The sequence below is a fragment of the Acidimicrobiales bacterium genome, assembly GCA_025455885.1.
In the GTDB taxonomy this organism is placed as follows: Bacteria; Actinomycetota; Acidimicrobiia; order Acidimicrobiales; family Acidimicrobilacustridaceae; genus Rhabdothermincola_A.
The window spans coordinates 12032-31200 of sequence record JALOLR010000005.1 but is presented as its reverse complement, the minus strand read 5'-3'; the positions used below and the strand labels follow the sequence as shown (position 1 = coordinate 31200).

The following is a 19169-nucleotide window of genomic DNA, read 5'->3' as shown; positions in this document are numbered from 1 at the left end:
GGCTCAGTCGCGCTTTCGGACCCGGAGCTTGATCGGGGTGGCTCCCATGTCGAAGGCCTCCCGGAGCGAGCGTTCGAGGTACCGCAGGTATGACGGGGGCATCTCCTTGTTCGAGAAGAGCGTGAAGGTGGGAGGATCGGTGGCGCCCTGGGTGGCGTACAGCACCCGCGCCCCGTGCGGGGCCGGCTGGGCGGCCTGGGCGGCCCGGATCACCTGGTTCACCTTCCGGGTGGGCACCCGCCGGTGGTAGTCGTCGATCGTGCCGGCGAGGGCGGGGAGCAGCCGGTGCACCCCCTTGCCGCTCAGGGCGCTGATGCGCAGCACCGGCGACTCGCCGATGAAGTGGAGGCGCTGGCTGATCTGGTAGCTCACGTTCTCGCGCTGGTCGGCGTCGAGGAGCTCCCACTTGTTCAACAGGACCACGACGGGGCATCCGGCGGCGTCGATCCGCTCGGCGAGACGCTGGTCCTGGGCGGTGACGCCCACCGTGGCGTCGATGACGAGCAGGGCCACGTCGGCCCGGTCGATGGCCTGGAGAGCCCGCACCAGCGAGTAGTACTCGGTGCCCTCGTCGATCTTGCTCCGGCGGCGCATGCCGGCGGTGTCGATGAACCGGACCGGTCCGTCCGGGGTCTCCACGACGGTGTCGACGGCGTCTCGTGTCGTACCGGGCATGTCGTGCACGACCGACCGGTCGTCGCCGATCAGGCGGTTGAAGAGGGTGGACTTGCCGACGTTCGGACGACCGACGATGGAGACCGAGAAGATCTTCTCCTCGGGCCCGACCTCGTCCACGACGTCGGCCGGCGCCTCCGGTTCGGGTCCGAAGGTGTCGACCAGGGCGTCGAGGAGGTCACCGGTCCCCCGGCCGTGCAGGGCGCTCACCGCGTGGGGGTCGCCCACCCCGAGGCGCAACAGCTCCCAGATGGCCGCCTCCCGGTTCGTGTCGTCGACCTTGTTGGCGACGAGCAGGACGGGGCGTCCACCGCGGCGCAGCAACGCGGCCACCCGGCTGTCCTCCTCGGTGATGCCCACCGTGGCGTCGACGACGAAGAGCACGGCGTCGGCGTCGGCGATCGCCCGCTCGGACTGGCGGGAGACCTTCTCGTCGAGGTCGTCGCCGCCGGGCAGCCACCCGCCGGTGTCGATCAGGCGGAACTCCCGGCCCTGCCACTCGGCCACGACCTCCTTGCGGTCACGGGTGACGCCGGGCTTCTCCTCGACGATCGCCTCGCGGCGGCCGACGATGCGGTTGAACAGGGTGGACTTCCCGACGTTGGGGCGGCCGACGACCGCGACCGAGGGGAGCTCGGCGACGACCGGCACCGGAGCGGGCGCCTCGGCGTCCTCCCCGACGACGTCGTCGACGTCGTCGTAGGGGTCGGCGAAGGTGTCGACCTCGTCGGCCGGCTCGGGGGCGGACTGCTCGTCGAGGGGCATGTCGGTCATCGGGGCTCCAACGCGACCCGCAGGGCGATCCCGTCGGTGGCCACGATCTCGACCGCCCGGGGCAGGTCGTCCGGCGTGAGCCCGTCGAGGAACCGGCCCTGGGAGAGGCACACGTCGGGCAGGAGGTACCGGTGCCCGACAGGCTCCTGGGCGAGCACGCGGGCCAGGTCGGCGCCCACCATGAGGCCCGCCACACCGGTGTTGCCCCCGAAGAAGTGGTTCTCGACGGTCACCACCCGGACGTCGTCGCGGCCCAGGTCGGCGAGCAGCGGACCGAGCACCTGGGCGCCGTAGGTGCCGGTGAGCACCCCGACGGGCGCCCGCCGCGGCGGCCGGAGCACCACGCTGGCGCCGCCGACCGTTGCCGCGGCCGCCGGGGCGGACCCCCCGGAGCGGGGGGCCCGATAGCCCTCGGGCGGCGCCCCGTCGACCCAGCTGAAGAACCCGGTGGCCACCCCCGTCGGCTCGTCGACGAGACCCCGGAACTCCAACTCGAAGGTGCGGGCCATGCCCACGCCGTCCTCGTGCATCGGGAAGCCCTCGTAGGCGTCCGCCGGCGGGAAGGGCTCGCCGGCGAGCAGGTAGTACTCGTCGGCGGCGAAGACCAGGCGCCGGCCGAGCGTGTGGCGGAAGACGTCCTGCCAGTCGTGCACCGCGGCGAGCACGGCTCGCGCCTCGTCGACGGTGTGGGCGCGCATCGTCGCCTCCGGGTTGTGGCGGCTCACCCCGAGCGGCACCACGCACACCGTGGCGAGCTCGGGGAAGCGGTCGAGGATGCCGGCGAGGGTGTCGTCCAGGACCTCCCCGTCGTTGCGGTCGGGGCAGACGACGATCTGACCGTGCACCTCGATGCCGTGGTCGAGCAGGGCCCGCAACCAGCGCAGGCTCGTGGCGCCCCGGCGGTTGCGCAGCATGGCGGTGCGCACCTCGGGGTCGGTGGCGTGGATCGACACGTGCAGGGGTCCGAGGCGTTCGGTCACGACCCGCTCGAGATCGGCCTCGGTGAAGCGGGTGAGGGTGGTGAAGTTGCCGTAGAGGAACGACAGCCGGTAGTCGTCGTCCTTCAGGTAGAGGCTCTCGCGCAGCCCCGGCGGCAGCTGGTAGATGAAGCAGAACTCGCAGTGGTTGTCGCACGTCCGGACCTGGTCGAACAGGGCGCTGTGCACCTCGGCGCCCAGGGGCTCGCCGTCGCCCTTCACCACCTCGAGCTGGAGTCCGAGCCCGCCCCGGGCCACGTCGAGGACGAGGTCGGCCTCGTCGGCGAGCAACTGGTACGCGATCACGTCCCGGGGCACCTCGCCGTTGAGCGCGAGGATCTCGTCGCCGGGTTGCAGGCCCACGCGGGCCGCCGGTGAGCCGGGCGCGACGGCGACGACTCGGGGCGCGGACATGGCCCACCACGCTACCGGCCCCGACCGTCGGGTCCCCTCACCACCGCCGCGGGCCGCGGGAGCCGACGGGCCCCGGCGGTAGCCTCGACCAAGATGAGCGACGCCCACCTCCGAAGCGACGGACCGGCCGATGCCGGCACCGGTGAGCCCCGGGTCGACCTCGTGCTGCTGGCCGCACCGCGGGGCTTCTGCGCCGGCGTCGAGATGGCCATCAAGGCCTTGGCGTGGATGGTCCGGGCCTTCGAACCGCCCGTGTACTGCTACCACGAGATCGTCCACAACCAGAAGGTGGTGCGTCGCTTCGAGGACCTCGGCGTGGTGTTCGTGGACGACATCGCCGCCGTGCCCCCGGGTCGGCCGATCATGCTCTCGGCCCACGGCTCGGCCCCCGAGGTGGTGGCCGCCGCCCGGGCCAACGGCGGCTACGTCGTCGACGCGGTGTGCCCGCTGGTCACCAAGGTCCACCACGAGGTGAAGGTCCGCGCCGGCAAGGGCTTCCAGATCGTCTACGTCGGCCACGAGGGCCACGAGGAGGCCGAGGGGACGATGGCCGTCGCCCCCGACGCGATCCACCGGGTCGAGTCCCCCGCCGAGGTGGCCGCGCTGCCCGCCTTCGACCAGCCCATCGCCCTCCTCGCCCAGACGACCCTCAGCCACCGCGACTGGGACGACGTGCTCGATGCCACGAGGGAGCGCTACCCCGACCTCTGGATGCCCGGCCGGTCCGACCTGTGCTTCGCCACCACGAACCGCCAGTCGGCGCTGATGGCCATCGCCCCGCGTTGCGACGCCGTGGTCGTGATCGGTTCGGCGAACTCCTCCAACACCCGGGCGCTGGAGGCACTGGCCCGCGACGCCGGTTGCCCGCGGGTCTACCGCGTCAACAGCCCCGACGAGGTCCCCGACGACCTCGGGGGCACCGTGGGGGTCACCGCCGGTGCGTCGGCGCCCGAGGACCTCGTCGAGGCCGTCATCGAGCGCCTGGCCCCCACCGGCGGCGTCGAGGAGATCACCATCACCACCGAGGACGAGTACTTCCCGCCGCCGCGCAACCTGCGTGACCTCCTGGGGGCGATCGACGCCGCCGCCACGTTCATGCTCGGCGGGCCCGTCGACGACCGTCCGGCGGTCAACGACCGGGTCATCGCGGCCAGCACCGTGCTGCGCAGCCTGGGCTGACCCGCGCCGCCGTCGGCCTCCCACGCCGGGGCGACCGATGGCAGAATGGGTCCATGTCTGCCACCTTCACCCGCATGGACGAGTCGACCCTCGAGGACTGGATGGAGATCGGCGCCCAGACGTCGGCCAACCAGGGGCGGGTGGCCGACCGGATGCTCGACCTGCTCGAGTCGCTCTCGACCATCACCGACGGCTTCGGCACCGACCAGCTCACCCACTGCCTGCAGACGGCCACGCTCGCCGAGCGGGCCGGAGCCGACGACGAGGTGGTGTTCGCGGCGCTGCTGCACGACGTCGGCAAGGCGATCAGCGTCCCCAACCACCCGGCCATCGCCGCCGAGATGATCCGGCCCTACGTGCGCCCGGCCGTCTACGAGATGATCCGGGTGCACCAGGACTTCCAGGGCCGCCACTACTACGCCCACTTCGGCGGTGACCCCGACGCACGGGAGACCCACCGCGACGAGCTGACCGACGAGGAGTGGGAGCTCTCGGAGCGCTTCGCCGACGAGTGGGACCAGGTGGCCTTCGACCCGGCGTACGACACGCTGCCGCTCGCGCACTTCGAGCCGCTGGTCCGCCGCATCACCGCCCAGGCCCACATGGTCCCGGCCACCCGATCCGCGGGTGACCGCTACGGCGAGACCTGATCCGACGCACGCCGCGGCGCGGGTGGCTAGTGTGCCGCCCGTGACGATCGTCACATGACACGGGCGTGCCCCGGATGAGAGGTCCTACGTCGAGGAACGCCCCAGCGAAGGGAGTCGTCGATGTACCTCTTCAGCCGTGCCGTGACCCTGCGGGGTAGCCCCCGTCAGGTGGCCCCGTGGGTCCAGAAGGTGACCGCCCACGTGAACGCCAACAGTTCCCTGGACGTCACCGCCTGGAACGCCGACTTCGGCCACCCGATCGGCACCTTCGTCTGGAACGCCGTGGTCGAGTCCCAACAGGCGCTGGCGGAGGGCGTCGCCGGGCTGGTCGCCGACGACGCCTACCACGGCGTCCTGGAGGAGGCGGCCGACATGGTCGTGGCCCCCGGCGAGGACGCGCTGCGATCCATGGTGCACGGATCACCGTCCGAGAACTCGGTCGGGTCGGTGGCCATGGTGACCACCGGCGTGTCCCTGCTGGAGCGCACGGGGGATGTGCTCGCATGGTCGGTCGACATCGCCCAGTACGCCGAGAAGGTGGCCGGCACCCCGGTGTCGGTCTGGACGAACGCCTTCGGCAACATGACGGAGATGACCTTCATCTCCGTCTTCGAGTCGCTCGCGGCGCTCGAGTCGAGCAACCAGACGCTCAACGGCGACGCCGGGTGGATGGATCGGCTGCACGCCTCCGGCGGGCTCTGGGTCACCGGCTCCGGGTTGGTGGCCCGGTTCACCAGGATGATCTGACGGGCCGCTCGCCGCGTCGTCGGTCCCGGTCCGGGGCCGACGACGTGGGGCGGCGGGCTCAGAGCCCGCGCTGGTCCTCGACGAGTCCGAGCAGCACCTGCGCGGAGTCGAGGTAGGTCTTCTCGGAGATGAAGGCGTGTTGGGTGCCGGTGTAGAGGTCCCGGAAGGCCCGCTCGAGACGGCTCCCCTCACGGATCGAGGTCGTCCCTGCGGCGAGGTGGGCCCACTGGGCCACCTCCCGTGACGCCTCGGTGGCGTAGGTGGCGGCGATGCGCATGTCGGCGCGCATCGTGGGGGTGAGCTCCTCCCCGGCGGCCACGGCGGCCTCCGCCGACCCGAACGTGTCGTGCACCAGCAGCCGGGCGGCGCGCCACATGCCGGTGTGGTGGGCGAAGCCCCGTTGGAACGACGCCTTGTGGGCCAGGGTCTCCATGTCGCCCATCCGGGTCTTGGCGAGAGCCACCTCGGCGACGTCGTGGAGCATGCTCTCGGCGACCCCGAGGGCCCACGCCGCGTGCCCACCGGCGGTGATCGCCATCAGCCCCATCCGGAACGCCGGCGACGTGCCCCGGTACGGGGACCGGGCGAAGAGGTTGAACACCCGGTGGGAGGGCACGAACGTGTCGGTCAGGTTGTAGTCGTAGGAGCCGGTCGCCTTGAGGCCCTGGACGTGCCAACCGTCGGTGAAGGTGATCTCGTCACGGTGGAAGACGCCGGCGAGCAGCTGGATCTCCCCGTCGGGGTCGAAGACGAAGTTGCCGTCGTCGATGGGGAGGAAACCGGCGCACACCCACTCCGAGTGGCCCGTGCCGGAGCCGAAGTTCCACGAGCCGGTCACCCGGTAGCCGCCCTCGACGACCAGCCCCTGGCCGTTGGGGGCGAACTGGCCGCCGAGGGTCACCCGGGTCGAGAGGTCGCCGAAGACCTCGTCGAAGCCCTCCTCGGGGAGGTAGGCGGCCACCGCGGCCGCCGACGGCAGGTTGGCGATGCCGATCCACCCGAACGACCCGTCGAGGAACGCCATGCGCTGCCAGGTGGACAGCATGTCGGCGAAGGTCGGTTCGGACCCGCCGGCGGGCGCAGGGTTCATGTAGCGCATGAGACCGCTGTCCCAGAGCGCGTCGACGATCGGTGCGGTCATGGTCCGGGCGTCCTCGGCGGCCCCCGCCTCGGCGAGCACCACCTCCTGCATCGCCGCCACGAGGGCCGTTCCGTCGTTCTCGAGCGTCATCGTCATGGGTGATGTTGTAGCGCATGGCACCGGCGACACCGAGGTCGCACGGCGGACCCCGCGACCGGCCGGATCGACCGACGTCGTCACTCGTGGCGGTTCGGGCACCCGGCCAGGGCCTGGGCCTCGTCGAAGAGCGGTTGGATGGCGTCGCCGAGCTGCGTGGAGAGCTCCCTCACCACTCGGCGCGGCACCCTGCCCCCCTCCGTCGCCGGGGCGGGGATCGGCGCCCCGACCACCATCACCACCTTCACCGGACGCGGGATCCGGGCCCCTTTCGGCATGGCCCGCTCGGTGCCGCCCAGCCCGACCGGCACGATGGGGGCACCGGTGCGGCTGGCCACGTAGGCGGGGCCGTCGTGCATCTCGGCCAGCTCGGGACCGCTCTGACGGGTCCCCTCCGGGAACATCACCAGCGGTTCACCCCGCCCGAGGACGGTCGTCGCTGCCCGCAGGGCCTCGCGGTCGGCGGTGCCGCGCTCGACGGGGAAGCCGCCGAGGGCGGTGAGGAACCAGGCGCCGAATCGCGAGCGCCACAACGACTCCTTGCCCATGTAGCGCAACCGCCGACGGGTGAGGGCGCTGACGAGCGGGGTGTCGGCGTTCGAGCGGTGGATCGGCGAGAGGATGAACGGACCGGTGCTCGGAATGTGCTCCGCGCCGTGGATCTCGAGGCGGAAGTAGACGCGACAGGCCGCGTGGATCGCCCCCCGCACCACCGCATAGAAGAAGCGTTGGGTGGCGCTCAGGTCCTCCCCGAACTCGTGGCCCTTGGGGCGGTGGAGGGCCTCGCTCACGGCAGCCGGGCGAGGATCACGTCGACGATCTCGGCGACGCTGAGGTCGCTGGTGTCGACCACGAAGGCATCGCTCGCCTCGCGCAGCGGGTCGTGGTCGCGTCCCTGGTCGAGCGCGTCGCGACGAGCCAGGTCGGCGGCGACGGTCTCGTAGGAGAGCCCGGTCACCTCCTGGGAGCGACGCTCGGCGCGCACTTCGGGAGCGGCGTCGAGGTACACCTTCAACACGGCGTCCGGGAAGACCACGGTGCCGATGTCACGACCCTCCATCACCCCTCCCCCGTGCCGGCGGGCCCACTCGCGCTGACGCCGCCGCATCTCGGTCCGCACCCGGGCGTTGGCGGCCACGATGCTGACCGCCCTGGTCACCTCCGGCCCCCGGATCTCGATCGTGGCGTCCACCCCGTCGACCGTCACCGTGCCGTCGGCCCCGATCTGCAGGTCGAGCCCCTCGGCCAGGTTGGCGACCAGCTCCTCGTCGTCGGGGTCGACGGACTCCCGCAGCGCCGCGAACGCCACCGATCGGTACATGGCGCCGGTGTCGAGGTACGGGAGGTCGACTTGTTCGGCCACCGCCCGCGCCACAGTGGACTTGCCCGAACCGGCCGGACCGTCGATGGCGATCACCCGGGGTCGGTCGGTCTCGGTCATGGTCGGCTCCTCGCTCCGTCGACCGGCGGACCTGCCGGCGGTCGCAGTGATTCCAGCACGTCGAAGTAGTCGGGGAAGGTCTTCGCGACGCATCCCGGGTCGGCGATGGTCACTCCCGGGGCCCGCAGGGCCAACAGCGCGAAGCTCATCGCCATCCGGTGGTCGTCGTAGGTCTGCACCTCGGCGGGGCGGGGCACGCCGGGGACGACGACGAACCCGTCGGGCTCCTCGTGGGCCTCGATGCCGCAGCGGCGGAGCTCGGTGACGACCGCCGCGATCCGGTCGGTCTCCTTGGCCCGGATGAACCCGATGCCGGTGACCCTCGTGGGGCCCTCTGCGAACACCGCGACGCAGGCCAGGGTCTGGGCCGTGTCGGAGATCCCCGAGAAGTCGGCCTCCACCCCCCGCAGGGGACCGCTCGGGGCGCGCACGGTCACGGCGTCGGGTTCTCGCACGACGTGGGCGCCCATCCGCTCGAGCACGTCGACGAAGCGCACGTCGCCCTGGCGACTCGTGGCGGAGAGGCCCTCCACCCTGACGGTGCCGCCGGTGACGACCGCTGCCGCGAAGAAGTACGACGCCGCCGACGCATCGGGCTCGATCGCGTGGTCACCGGCCTGGTAGCCGCTGGCGCCGACCTCGTAGCGGTGCTCCTCGGGTCGGTGCACGACCGCCCCGAAGTCGCCCATCACCGACACGGTCATGTCGAGGTAGGGCTGGGACACGACGGGCGGCACGAGCTCCACCACCAGGCCGCCCGGGAGGCACGGACCGGCGAGGAGGAGCCCGGAGGTGAACTGGCTCGAGACGTCACCCCCGATGCGCAGGTGGGGCACCGGTCCCGCCGACGGGGGTGTGGAGCGGCGGACGGTGACCGGGAGGTGGCCCGGCACGTCCTCTTCGGCGACCTCGGCGCCCAGCGCGCGGACCGCGTCGAGCACCGGCCCCATCGGTCGGCGGCGCAGGGGCGGGCCCCCGTCCAGTCGGTAGGGGCCGACCCCGAGCGCCAGCACGGGCAGCACGAAGCGCGACGTCGTCCCCGACAGCCCGGCGTCGAGGTCGGCCGGACCGGGACGGGGGCGCCCGCCCAGTCCCCGGACGATCGCCCGCCGGGCGACCCGATCGACGTCGAGATCGGCTCCGAGCGCGGCGACGCACCCCGCCATGGCCTCGGTGTCGTCGGCCAGCAGGATGCCGTCGAGGCGGCTCTCGCCGTCGGCCAGGGCGGCGGCCAGGAGCGCCCGGTTGGTGATGCTCTTCGATCCGGGCGGTCGGACGACCGCGTGCACGGGACCCTCGAACGGCTCGATCCGGCGCGGTCGCTCGGGGTGAGCGGCGTCGCTCACGTGAGCGCCTGGAGCGAGGCCCGGTGCCCGTGCTCGACGAGCCCGCGGTGGAACCGCTCGGCGACGCCGTCCTCGACGAGCATGATCAGGATCCCCTCGTCGCCCTCGACGGAGTGCGCGATCTCGATGTCGGCGATGCTCACGTCGAGCTCGGTGGCGAGGACCATGATCTCGGCGAGCGCTCCCTTGCGGTCGACGATCGGGACCCGGATCTCGACGAGCTCGTCGGGTCGGCTGAAACGGGCCGGCAGGGCCAGGCGGGCCGCCCTGGCCCGCTCGAGGACCTGGACGAGCGCCGGGCGGTCGCCCTCCTCGACGAGGCGGCGGACCTCGGTCAGCGCCTCCACCAGGTCGCCGAGCTCGGCGACGATGGCGGCCCGGTTCTCGGCGCAGATGTCGGGCCAGATGCCCGGGTGACCGGCGGCGATGCGCGTCATGTCGCGGAACCCGCCGGCCGCCAGGCGCAGCAGTCCCCGATGCTCCTCGGCCCGCTCGTCGGCCAGCCCCATCAGGGAGGCGGCGGTGAGGTGCGGCACGTGGGAGACGACCGCCACCATCGTGTCGTGGCGCTCCGGGGGGATGGCCACGACCTCGGCTCCGAACGTGGAGATGACCGCCCGGATCCGCGTGTAGGCGTCGTTGTCGGTGCCCTCGACGGGGGTGAGCACCCAGGTGCGGCCCTCGAACAGGTCGGCTCGGGCCCCCTCCACCCCTTCGAGCTCGCTGCCCGCCATGGGGTGGCCGCCCACGTAGCGGGGGTCGGCCATGAGGTCGAGCATCGGCGTCTTGACGCTCCCCGCGTCGGTGACCAGTCCCGTGGTCTCCTCCAGCGCGAGCGCCACCGCACCGGTGACCGCACCGACCGGTGTGGCGACGAAGGTGATGTCCACGTCGACCGGCCCCGGCGGCGCCACCGCGTCGATCGCACCGCGTTCGATCGCCCGCTCGAGGTGGCGGCCGTCGGCGTCGCGTCCGAGCACGAACCACCCGTGGTGGCGCAGGGCCAGCCCGATGGATCCACCCACCAACCCGGTGCCGACCACGAGGGCTCGCGGGCGCCCGGTGGGGTCGCCGCCCACGGGGGGCGCGGGGCCGTCGCCGTCGGTCACGTCACTCGGGCAGGTCGTCGCGGAGGCCGGCGGCGCCCTCGAGGTAGACGTGGCGCAGCGCGGCGCGGTCACGTGTGGTGGTGAGGTGCATCAGGACCCGTATGCACAACGGCGTGGCCTCGACGATGTCGAGCTCGCGGGCGCAGATCAGGGGGATGTCGCCGAAGCCGACGTCGCGGGCCGCCGCCGCCGGGAAGAGGGCGTGGATGTCGTCGGTGGCGGTGAAGAGCACGCTGATGATGTCGTCGTGGTGGACGTCGTTGCGGTCCATGAGCTCGCGCAGCAGCGTGACGGTGCGCTGCCGGATCTGCTCCTCGGTGTCGCTCTCGACGGTGGTGGCGCCCCGGAGGGCCCGGACGGCAACGGTCACGGCGATGGACCCTACCGGTCGCCCGGGCCGGGACCGGCGGCCCTTTCCAGCGCGCGGACCTCGTCGCTGGTCAGTGGACGCCACGCCCCGGGGGCCAGGCGCCGGTCGGAGAGCGGGCCGATCCGGGTGCGCACCAGGCGCTGGACGGGATGGCCGATGGCCTCGCACATCCGGCGCACCTGCCGGTTCCGGCCCTCGTGGATGACGAGGCGCAGCACCGACGGCGAGACGAGCGAGGCCTGTGCCGGCGCGGTGGGCCCGTCGTCGAGCTCGATCCCCTCGCGCAGCCGGCGCACCTGGCCGCGCGAGGGCCGGCCCTCCACGTGGGCGACGTACTCCTTGTCGACGCCGAACGAGGGGTGGGTGAGGCGGTGGGTGAGCTCACCGTCGTTGGTGAGCAACAGCAGGCCCTCGGTGTCGAGGTCGAGGCGACCCACCGGGAAGACCCGCGGTTCGGCGGGCACGAGCTCGACCACGGTCGGGCGGCCCAGCGGGTCGTCGGCCGTGGTCACGACCCCGGCGGGCTTGTTGAGCAGGTAGTGCACCAACCCGGGACGCACTCCCACGGCCACGCCGTCCACCTCCACGAGGTCTCGCTCGGGGTCGATGCGGCGCCCGAGCACGGCGATCTCCCCGTTGACGGTCACCCGCCCCGCAGCGATCAGGTCCTCGCAGGTGCGCCGGCTCCCGAGACCCGCGCTGGCCAGGACCTTCTGGAGTCGCTCGCCGTCGGGCAGCGACGACGCGGGCTCGGACGGGGTCACCGCTCTCCGTCGAGCAGCTCGTCGCGATCGGGTCGCCCGGCGTCACCCGCACCGTTCGGCTCGGCGACGGGGCCGGTCTCGATCCGCAGGCCGTGCTCGAGGGCCTCGACGACGTCGGCGCCGGGGACGAAGTCGACCACGGAGGGGAGATCGGCGAGGGAGTCGAGGCCCAGCTTGTCGAGGAACAGCGGGGTGGTGCCGAAGAGGACCGCCTGACCGGGTCCCGCGTCACGGGCCACCTCGGTGATGTAGCCGCGCTGCTCGAGGGTCCGGACCACCCCTTCGACGTTCACCCCGCGGATGGCGGCCACCTGGGCCCGGCTGATGGGCTGCTTGTAGGCGACGATGGCCAGCGTCTCCAGGGCCGCGGCCGACAACCTCGCCGACTGGCCCTCCAGGATGAAGCGCTCCACGTAGGTGGACTGGTCGGGATGGCTCTGGAAGCGCCATCCCCCGGCGACGCGGACGAGCTCGAACCCCCGGCCCTGCTCGCGCAGCTCGGCGGCGAGGGCGTCGAGGCGTCGCTCGGTGTCGGACTCCGACAGCCCGACGAGGTCGGCGAGCAGGCGGAGCTCGACGGGGCTGTCGGCGACCATGATCACGGCCTCGAGGGCCCTGGTGGCGTCGTCGGTCACGTCAGCCCTCGTAGCTGTCGATGCCGGCCAGATCGGCCACGGCCATCGCCGGCGAGCCCGTCCAGACGATCTCGATGTCACCGAAGGCCGCCGGCTGGTCGAGGTCCACGAGGCCCTGCTTGAACAGCTCGAGGACGGCGAGGAAGCGCACGACCACCTCGAGTCGCTCGACGAAGGACTCGGTGAGCCGGCGGAACGTGACCCGACCCATCCGGGGCAACTCGTCGACGAGCTCGGCGACGGCATCGGTGACGCTCGTTCGCACCGAGTGGATGTGGTCGGTGTTCACCACCGGCTGCGGCTTGGGGACCATGGCCCGGAGGTAGGCGACGCGGAGGTCCTCTGCGTCGATGCCGAGGAGCAGGTCGGGGGTCAGCTCCACGAAGCGCTCGTCCGGGCCCGCCCGACGCGGCCGGGACCGCGAAGCGTCGTCGGCCAGGCGGGCCAGCACCGCGGCGGCGTCCTTGAAGGTCTTGCAGTCGAGGAGCCGGGCGATCAACAGGTCGCGCTCCTCCCAGAGCGCGAACTCGTCGTCGAGGTCGACCTCGGCGTCCTCGGGGAGGAGGCGCTTGCACTTGAGCTCCACGAGCGTCGCGGCGATCAACAGGAACTCGGTGGTGAGGTCGAGGTCGAGCTGCTCCATCCGCTCGATCTCGGCGAGGTAGGCGTCGACGATCGTCGTGAGCGAGATCTCGTACAGATCGACCTGCTCCCTCACGATGAGGTGGAGCAGGAGGTCGAAGGGCCCGTCGAACACGGGGGTCTGGACCTCGTAGGGCATCGGGCCCACGATAGAGCCCGCCGTGGCGGCCCCCGTGCACCTCGCCCCCGTGCATCTCGTCCCCGTGCGGCACGGTGCCCGGCTGCCACCGTGCCGGGACCCTACGATCCGGGCATGTCCCCGCGTTCCGCCCTGGTGGTGTCCGTGGCGGTGCTCGTGTCGATGGTGGCCGGGGGGTGCTCCTCGGGCCCGTCGTCACCCGATGCCGCCGAAGCGGCCGCCGTGGTCCGCCAGGGTCTCGGGGCCGACGACCGGGTCGAGGAGTGCCTCACCGACGGCTTCGCGGCGTCCTCCGACGCCCGTTCGGCCCTGGGGACCGGCGGCGGAGCGTCGCCCGAGGAGCAGACGGCGCTCGGCGAGGTGCTCGGTGCGTGCCTCCCGCCCGAGGAGCTCGGGACGCTCGTGACGGCCGCCGTCGCCGGGGCCGTGGGCGGCACGACCCCCGAACAGGAGGCGTGCGTGAGGGCCACGGTCGTCGAGCTCCCCGCCGAGGACCGGACGACGCTGCTCGTCGGCCTGGTGCTCTCGGGCGACGCCGACCTGAGCCAGCTCGACGTCGACCTCGGGGAGATCACCTCCGGCATCCTCACGACCTGCGGCGTCACGCTGGACCCCGCCCCCGGCCCGGAGGGCACCGTCGCCGGGGACTCCTCCGGCGTGTCGACCCCCTGATCCGGACGTGAGCGCCCGCTGACCCCGCCCGCGTGACCGCGCCGGCGACCCCTCCCGGGCACGGGCCGGGCCATCGGTAGCATCGTCGCCGATGACACGCGTCTTCTCGGGCATCAAGCCCACCGGTCCCGTCCACCTCGGCAACCTGCTCGGCGCGCTGCAGCACTGGGTCACCCACCAGGATCGGGCCGAGTCGATCTTCTGCGTGGTCGACCTCCACGCCCTCACGGTCCCCCAGGACCCGACCGAACTGCGGGAACGGACCCTCGAACTGGCCCAGCTGCTGGTGGCGCTCGGCATCGATCCCGACCGCTCGACGCTGTTCGTGCAGAGCCACGTCCCCGAGCACACCGGGCTGTCGTGGCTCCTCGAGTGCACCGCCGCCTTCGGCGAGCTGCGCAGGATGACCCAGTTCAAGGACAAGAGCGACGACGCCGAGTTCGTGTCGGCCGGGCTGTTCACCTACCCGGCCCTGATGGCGGCCGACATCCTCCTGTACGACACCGACCAGGTGCCCGTCGGCGACGACCAGCGCCAGCACCTGGAGTTGGCCCGTGACCTCGCCGTCCGCTTCAACCACCGCTACGGCGACACCTTCGTCGTGCCCGAAGCCACCATCGCGCCCGTCGGGGCGCGGGTCATGGACCTGCAGCACCCCACCAGGAAGATGTCGAAGTCCGAGGACTCGCCACAGGGCACGATCCTCGTCCTCGAACCGCTCGACGCCGTCGCCAGGAAGATCACGCGGGCGGTCACCGACACCGAGACCGAGGTGCGCTTCGATCCCGACACCAAGCCGGGCGTGTCCAACCTCCTCTCGATCCTCGGGGCCTGCACCGGCGAGGACCCCCGCGCCGTCGCCGAGGGCTTCACCCGCTACGGCGACCTGAAGACCGCCTGCGCCGAGGCCGTGGTGGCCACCTTGGGCCCGATCCAGGAGCGGTTCGCCGAGCTGGCCGCCGACCCCGCCGGCACCGCCGCCCTGTTGGCCAAGGGCGCCGAGAAGGCCCGCGACACGGCCGGACCCACCCTCCAGCGGGCCCGGCGGAACCTCGGGCTGCTCGACCTCGCCTGACCGGGCGGCGGCGTCTCAGTCGTCGTCGGCGGCGGAGAGGGCCGTGGCGATCGGGGCCGGCAACGTCCAGTCCTCGGCGGGGAGGTGGTGCTCGCGGGCCCAGGTGACGGTCAGCGGGTCGCTCCCGGCGAGGGCCAGCAGGTCGCCCCCGAGGTCGGGGTGACGCAGGTACAGCCCGACACGCCGCGTGAAGCCCCCCGCCCGGCACCACGCCCGGATCACGTCGGGGTCGTGACCGACCATCGCGCCGGACAGGGTGGCCGCCACCCGTCCGTAGACGCGGAGGTGGGCGTCGACCTTGCCGACGTCGTGGAGGAGCGCGGCGGCGAGGACGGGGCGGGTGGCCTCGGCACCGAGCGCCCGCTCGACCCTCCGGGCGACGACGACGGAATGGCGTCGGTCGGGGCCCGACATGGAGCGCCAGAGCCGGGCTTCGGCGTCGGTGAGCTGCTCCTCGGCCCAGGTTCGCTCCCCCGACGACGGTCCGCCGGGGCGGAGGCTGCCGGCGAAGCGGCGGGTGAGGTGCACGACGGACGCCACGGGGCGCCTCAGCCCGGCCGGGCGCCGCGTCCGACGCGGGGCGTCGGCGAGCTCACCCTGCGTGGTCGATGCAGTAGCGGGTGGCCGGCATCGCCTCCAGCCGGGCCGCGCCGATGTCGGTGCCGCACACCACGCACGTGCCGTACGTGCCGTCGTCGAGGCGGGTCAGCGCCACTTCGACGTCGTCGAGCTGCTCGCGCAGACCGGCGGCGAGGGCCTGCAGCTCGCCCTGCTCGGCGCTGACCGCCGCGGAGTCGGCGAAGTTCTCGTCGACGACGGCCGCGTCGCCTTCGAGGCCGAGCTCGTGGACCTGCGCCTCGAGCTGCTCACGGGTCTGGTCGAGCAGGGCACGGGTGGCGGCCAAGTCCCCGGCCGGTCGGTCAGGACGTCCGGTGTTCACGCCGTGTTCAGACATGACCACAAGGTACCGGCCCCGTGCCGCGGGGACGGGCATCGCGGTAGCGGCCCGGTGCCGCGAGGACGGACATCACGGCACCGGGCCCGACCGGGCGGGGCGGGTCCGGGCCCGGGGGTGGGCCGCGTCGTAGGCCGAGAAGAGACGTTCGGTCGACACCAGCGTGTACACCTGGGTGGTGCTGATCGACGCGTGCCCGAGCAGCTCCTGCACGGCCCGGATGTCGGCGCCGTGGTCGAGCATGTGGGTGGCGCACGAGTGGCGCAGCACGTGGGGGGTGAGCCGGCCGCCGAGGCCGGCGGCGTCGCCGTGGCGGCGCACGACGGCCCAGGCGCCCTGACGGGAGAGGCGCCCGCCGCGCTGGTTCAGGAAGACTGCCTCGGCGTCGCCGCGCCGCGCCCACTGCTCGGGCGCGAGCGCTCCCCGCCCCTCGGGGGCGAGCCACTCCCCGAGCGCGGCGCGGGCCAGTCGCCCCAGGGGGACGACCCGCTCCTTCGCGCCCTTCCCGAAGAGGCGCACGAGCCCGCCGTCGAGGTCGAGGTCGCCGAGGCGGAGCCCACACGCCTCGGAGATGCGGGCCCCGGTGCCGTAGAGCAGCTCGAGCAGGGCCCGGTCGCGCCGGGCGACGGCGTCGTCGCCCGCGACGACGTCGAGCAGCGCGGTGATCTCGTCCTCGGTCAGCGCCTTCGGCAGCCCGGACGGGACCCGGGGGGTGTCGACCGACGCCGAGGGATCGCCCTCGGTCAGACCCTCGTCGGCCCGGAAGCGATGGTAGGAGCGGACGGCGACCATGGCCCTGGCGACCGACGCCGGGGCGAGGCCGAGGGAGCGGAGATGGCCCACGTAGGCGTCCAGGTCGGCGGGCCGGGCGTCGTCGAGGGTCGCGCCTCGTCCGGAGGTCCACGCCCAGTACCGGCCGAGGTCCCGCCGGTAGGCGCGCAGGGTGTTCGACGAGCGACCCTTCTCGGCGGCCAGCCAGGTCAACCAGTCCTCGACCTCGAGCGGGAGCGGGGCGGGGACCTCGTCGACACCCGGGACCCCGGGATCACCCACCGCGGCCCTCCGGCGCCCCGCCGAGGCGCACCAGGGCGAGGGTGAGGCCGATCACCGTCTTGGCGTCGACGATCTCGTGGCGGGCGACGAGCGCCGGGACGTCACCCAGCGCGACCCGCTCGACGGACATGTGCTGCTCCTCGAGCCCCTGGCGGGCGTCGTCCACCTCCGTGAGCTCCGTGGCCAGGAAGACGTGGGAGTACTCGTCGCTGAACCCGGCGGAGTTGACGAACTGGGCCAGCGGCTCGAGCCGTCCGGCCCGGAGCCCGACCTCCTCGGCCAGCTCGCGCTCCGCGGTGATCTCCGGGGGCTCGCCGGGCACGTCGCGCTTGCCGGCCGGGATCTCGAGCAGCTCCCGGTCGAGGGCGGCGCGGTACTGGCGCACGAGGGTGACGGTCCCGTCGGCGTGGAGGGGCACGACCGACACCGCCCCGGGGTGGCGCACGACCTCCCGGGTGAAGTGCGACCCGTCGGGGGCGGCGAACGACGCCCTGACCAGGGAGATCACGGCACCGGCGTGGAGCACCTCGTCGCCGAGATGGACGAACCCCGCCGGCTCGCCGGTCGGGCCCGCGCCGGCGCTCACCTCACGGCGCCGGCGACGGCGTCGGTGACGGTGCGGTCGGTTCGACGATGTCGGGGAGATGCGGGTTGCGGCCGTCGGAGCGGGCCAGCGCCGCGGCGACGAAGTCCCGGAACAGGGGGGCCGGTCGTTCGGGGCGGCTCTTGAACTCGGGGTGGGCCTGCGTGCCGATCCAGTACGGGTGCCCCTCGAGCTCGATGAACTCGACGAGGCGGCCGTCGGGTGAGGTGCCCGAGCACACGAAGCCGGTCCCGTCGAACCGGCTGCGGTACTTGGGGTTGAACTCGTAGCGGTGCCGGTGGCGCTCGGAGACGACGTCGCGGCCGTAGGCCCGCCCGACCTGGGAGCCGGGGAGGAGCTCGGCGACGTAGGCGCCGAGGCGCATGGTCCCGCCCTTGTCGGTCACGTCGCGCTGGGCGTCCATGAGGTCGATCACCGGGTGCGGCGTGGAAGGGTCGAACTCGCTCGAGTTGGCCCGGGCGAGACCCAGCACGTTGCGGGCGTACTCGATGGTCATGACCTGCATGCCGAGGCACAGGCCCAGACAGGGGATCTCGTGCTCACGGGCGTAGCCGGCGGCGGCCACCTTGCCCTCGATGCCCCGCTCGCCGAAGCCCCCGGGGATGACGATCCCGTCGAGGTCGCGCAGGCGTCCGTCGGCGAGCAGGCCCTCGACCTCCTCGGCCTGGACCCACTCGATCTCCACCTTGGCGGCGTGGAAGAACCCTCCGTGCTTCAGGGACTCGACGACCGACAGGTACGCGTCGGGCAGGCTCACGTACTTGCCGATGATACCGATGCGCACCGGCGTGACCGAGGTCTCGACCCGGTCGACGAGGATCTCCCACTCGGAGAGGTCGACGTCGAGGTCGGCATAGCCGAACAGCTTGCACACCACCGCGTCGAGGCCCTCGTCGTGCATCACCAACGGGATCTCGTAGAGGTTGCGGGCGTCTGCCGCGTTGACCACCGCGTCGACGGGGACGTCGCAGAGGTTGGAGATCTTGCGCTTGAGGTCCGCCGACACCGGCTGCTCGCTGCGACAGACGATCACGTCGGGCTGGATGCCACGGCTGCGCAGCTCGGTGACGGAATGCTGGGTGGGCTTGGTCTTCTGCTCCCCTGCCGGTCCGATGAACGGGACCAGGGTGACGTGGACGTAGCACACGTTCTCGCGCCCGACGTCGAGGCGGAACTGCCGGATCGCCTCGAGGAACGGCAGGATCTCGATGTCGCCCACCGTCCCGCCGATCTCGGTGATCACCACGTCGACGTCGTCGGAGGCCAGCCTGGTGATCCGCCGCTTGATCTCGTCGGTGATGTGGGGGATGACCTGGACGGTCTTGCCCAGGTAGTCGCCCCTGCGCTCCGCGGCGATGACCGCCGAGTAGATCGAGCCCGTGGTGGCGTTGGAGTCGCGGCTGAGCGGTTCGTCGATGAAGCGTTCGTAGTGCCCGAGGTCGAGGTCGGTCTCTCCCCCGTCGTCGGTGACGAACACCTCGCCGTGCTCGAACGGGTTCATGGTCCCCGGATCGACGTTGAGGTAGGGGTCGAGCTTCTGCATCGTCACCCGGAGCCCGCGGCTCTTGAGGAGCCGGCCCAGCGACGAGGCCGTGAGCCCCTTCCCGAGGGAGGAGGCCACACCTCCGGTGACGAAGATGTGCTTGGTCATCGAGGGCCTCCCGGCGGCGTGTGCACGACGGGATCGCAGGCTAGCCCCGCGCGGCATCGA

At 72.7% G+C, this 19169-nt stretch carries 21 protein-coding genes; 5 read left to right on the top strand and 16 right to left on the bottom strand.

Annotated elements, in window-relative coordinates; genetic code table 11:
• Nucleotides 1-3 precede the first annotated feature (3 nt).
• Entirely contained in the window at nucleotides 4-1449 is a 1446-nt protein-coding gene (der, locus tag MUE36_05405) for a ribosome biogenesis GTPase Der (protein MCU0310361.1), read from the bottom strand.
• Nucleotides 1446-2840 carry a DUF512 domain-containing protein gene (locus MUE36_05400; protein ID MCU0310360.1) on the bottom strand — a complete coding sequence of 465 codons (1395 nt, stop codon included), beginning with the start codon at nucleotides 2838-2840 and terminating at the stop codon, nucleotides 1446-1448. The genes der and MUE36_05400 overlap by 4 nt, the downstream gene beginning before the upstream one ends.
• Before the next feature lie 93 nt (nucleotides 2841-2933).
• On the opposite strand from MUE36_05400, the gene ispH reads away from it, so the two are divergent.
• From ispH to MUE36_05385, 3 genes are all read left to right on the top strand, one after another.
• Nucleotides 2934-4019, top strand: a complete 1086-nt coding sequence (gene ispH / locus MUE36_05395; protein MCU0310359.1) for a 4-hydroxy-3-methylbut-2-enyl diphosphate reductase — start codon at nucleotides 2934-2936, stop codon at nucleotides 4017-4019.
• Nucleotides 4020-4072: 53 nt separating this feature from the next.
• Complete coding sequence (locus MUE36_05390) at nucleotides 4073-4669, top strand: HD domain-containing protein (GenBank protein ID MCU0310358.1); 597 nt, start codon at nucleotides 4073-4075, stop codon at nucleotides 4667-4669.
• 120 nt (nucleotides 4670-4789) lie between these two features.
• Nucleotides 4790-5416 carry an NIPSNAP family protein gene (locus tag MUE36_05385; protein MCU0310357.1) on the top strand — a complete coding sequence of 209 codons (627 nt, stop codon included), beginning with the start codon at nucleotides 4790-4792 and terminating at the stop codon, nucleotides 5414-5416.
• Between the two features lie 58 nt (nucleotides 5417-5474).
• On the opposite strand, the gene MUE36_05380 is transcribed toward MUE36_05385, so the two are convergent.
• From MUE36_05380 to MUE36_05340, 9 genes are all read right to left on the bottom strand, one after another.
• On the bottom strand, nucleotides 5475-6653 hold the full coding sequence (locus MUE36_05380) for a hypothetical protein (protein ID MCU0310356.1): 1179 nt from the start codon (nucleotides 6651-6653) through the stop codon (nucleotides 5475-5477).
• 80 nt (nucleotides 6654-6733) lie between these two features.
• Nucleotides 6734-7444, bottom strand: a complete 711-nt coding sequence (locus MUE36_05375) for a 1-acyl-sn-glycerol-3-phosphate acyltransferase (protein MCU0310355.1) — start codon at nucleotides 7442-7444, stop codon at nucleotides 6734-6736.
• Nucleotides 7441-8094, bottom strand: coding sequence for a (d)CMP kinase (gene cmk, locus MUE36_05370; GenBank protein MCU0310354.1), 654 nt, complete (start codon nucleotides 8092-8094; stop codon nucleotides 7441-7443). Before cmk ends, MUE36_05375 begins: the two co-directional genes overlap by 4 nt.
• Entirely contained in the window at nucleotides 8091-9440 is a 1350-nt protein-coding gene (gene aroA / locus MUE36_05365; GenBank protein MCU0310353.1) for a 3-phosphoshikimate 1-carboxyvinyltransferase, read from the bottom strand. The genes cmk and aroA overlap by 4 nt, the downstream gene beginning before the upstream one ends.
• Entirely contained in the window at nucleotides 9437-10549 is a 1113-nt protein-coding gene (locus tag MUE36_05360) for a prephenate dehydrogenase/arogenate dehydrogenase family protein (GenBank protein MCU0310352.1), read from the bottom strand. Before MUE36_05360 ends, aroA begins: the two co-directional genes overlap by 4 nt.
• Before the next feature lies 1 nt (nucleotide 10550).
• Complete coding sequence (gene aroH / locus MUE36_05355; protein ID MCU0310351.1) at nucleotides 10551-10919, bottom strand: chorismate mutase; 369 nt, start codon at nucleotides 10917-10919, stop codon at nucleotides 10551-10553.
• An 11-nt stretch (nucleotides 10920-10930) separates the two neighbouring features.
• Complete coding sequence (locus MUE36_05350; protein ID MCU0310350.1) at nucleotides 10931-11683, bottom strand: rRNA pseudouridine synthase; 753 nt, start codon at nucleotides 11681-11683, stop codon at nucleotides 10931-10933.
• Nucleotides 11680-12318 carry an SMC-Scp complex subunit ScpB gene (scpB, locus tag MUE36_05345; protein ID MCU0310349.1) on the bottom strand — a complete coding sequence of 213 codons (639 nt, stop codon included), beginning with the start codon at nucleotides 12316-12318 and terminating at the stop codon, nucleotides 11680-11682. The genes MUE36_05350 and scpB overlap by 4 nt, the downstream gene beginning before the upstream one ends.
• 1 nt (nucleotide 12319) lies before the next feature.
• Nucleotides 12320-13099 (bottom strand): segregation/condensation protein A, encoded by a 780-nt coding sequence (locus tag MUE36_05340; protein MCU0310348.1) that lies wholly within the window; start codon nucleotides 13097-13099, stop codon nucleotides 12320-12322.
• A 114-nt stretch (nucleotides 13100-13213) separates the two neighbouring features.
• On the opposite strand from MUE36_05340, the gene MUE36_05335 reads away from it, so the two are divergent.
• Complete coding sequence (locus MUE36_05335; protein MCU0310347.1) at nucleotides 13214-13771, top strand: hypothetical protein; 558 nt, start codon at nucleotides 13214-13216, stop codon at nucleotides 13769-13771.
• Between the two features lie 91 nt (nucleotides 13772-13862).
• Nucleotides 13863-14846 carry a tryptophan--tRNA ligase gene (gene trpS, locus MUE36_05330; protein ID MCU0310346.1) on the top strand — a complete coding sequence of 328 codons (984 nt, stop codon included), beginning with the start codon at nucleotides 13863-13865 and terminating at the stop codon, nucleotides 14844-14846.
• A gap of 15 nt (nucleotides 14847-14861) precedes the next feature.
• Here the strand turns inward: trpS and MUE36_05325 are convergent, their stop codons facing one another.
• The 5 genes from MUE36_05325 to MUE36_05305 form a co-directional block, all read right to left on the bottom strand.
• A complete protein-coding gene (locus MUE36_05325; GenBank protein MCU0310345.1) occupies nucleotides 14862-15386 on the bottom strand; it encodes a hypothetical protein in 525 nt (174 codons plus the stop codon).
• Between the two features lie 52 nt (nucleotides 15387-15438).
• A complete protein-coding gene (locus MUE36_05320) occupies nucleotides 15439-15801 on the bottom strand; it encodes a TraR/DksA C4-type zinc finger protein (protein MCU0310344.1) in 363 nt (120 codons plus the stop codon).
• A 72-nt stretch (nucleotides 15802-15873) separates the two neighbouring features.
• Nucleotides 15874-16854, bottom strand: a complete 981-nt coding sequence (locus MUE36_05315; protein MCU0310343.1) for a tyrosine recombinase XerD — start codon at nucleotides 16852-16854, stop codon at nucleotides 15874-15876.
• A complete protein-coding gene (locus MUE36_05310) occupies nucleotides 16847-17440 on the bottom strand; it encodes an NUDIX hydrolase (protein ID MCU0310342.1) in 594 nt (197 codons plus the stop codon). The genes MUE36_05315 and MUE36_05310 overlap by 8 nt, the downstream gene beginning before the upstream one ends.
• A gap of 1 nt (nucleotide 17441) precedes the next feature.
• Nucleotides 17442-19109 (bottom strand): CTP synthase, encoded by a 1668-nt coding sequence (locus tag MUE36_05305; protein ID MCU0310341.1) that lies wholly within the window; start codon nucleotides 19107-19109, stop codon nucleotides 17442-17444.
• Between the last annotated feature and the right edge of the window lie 60 nt (nucleotides 19110-19169).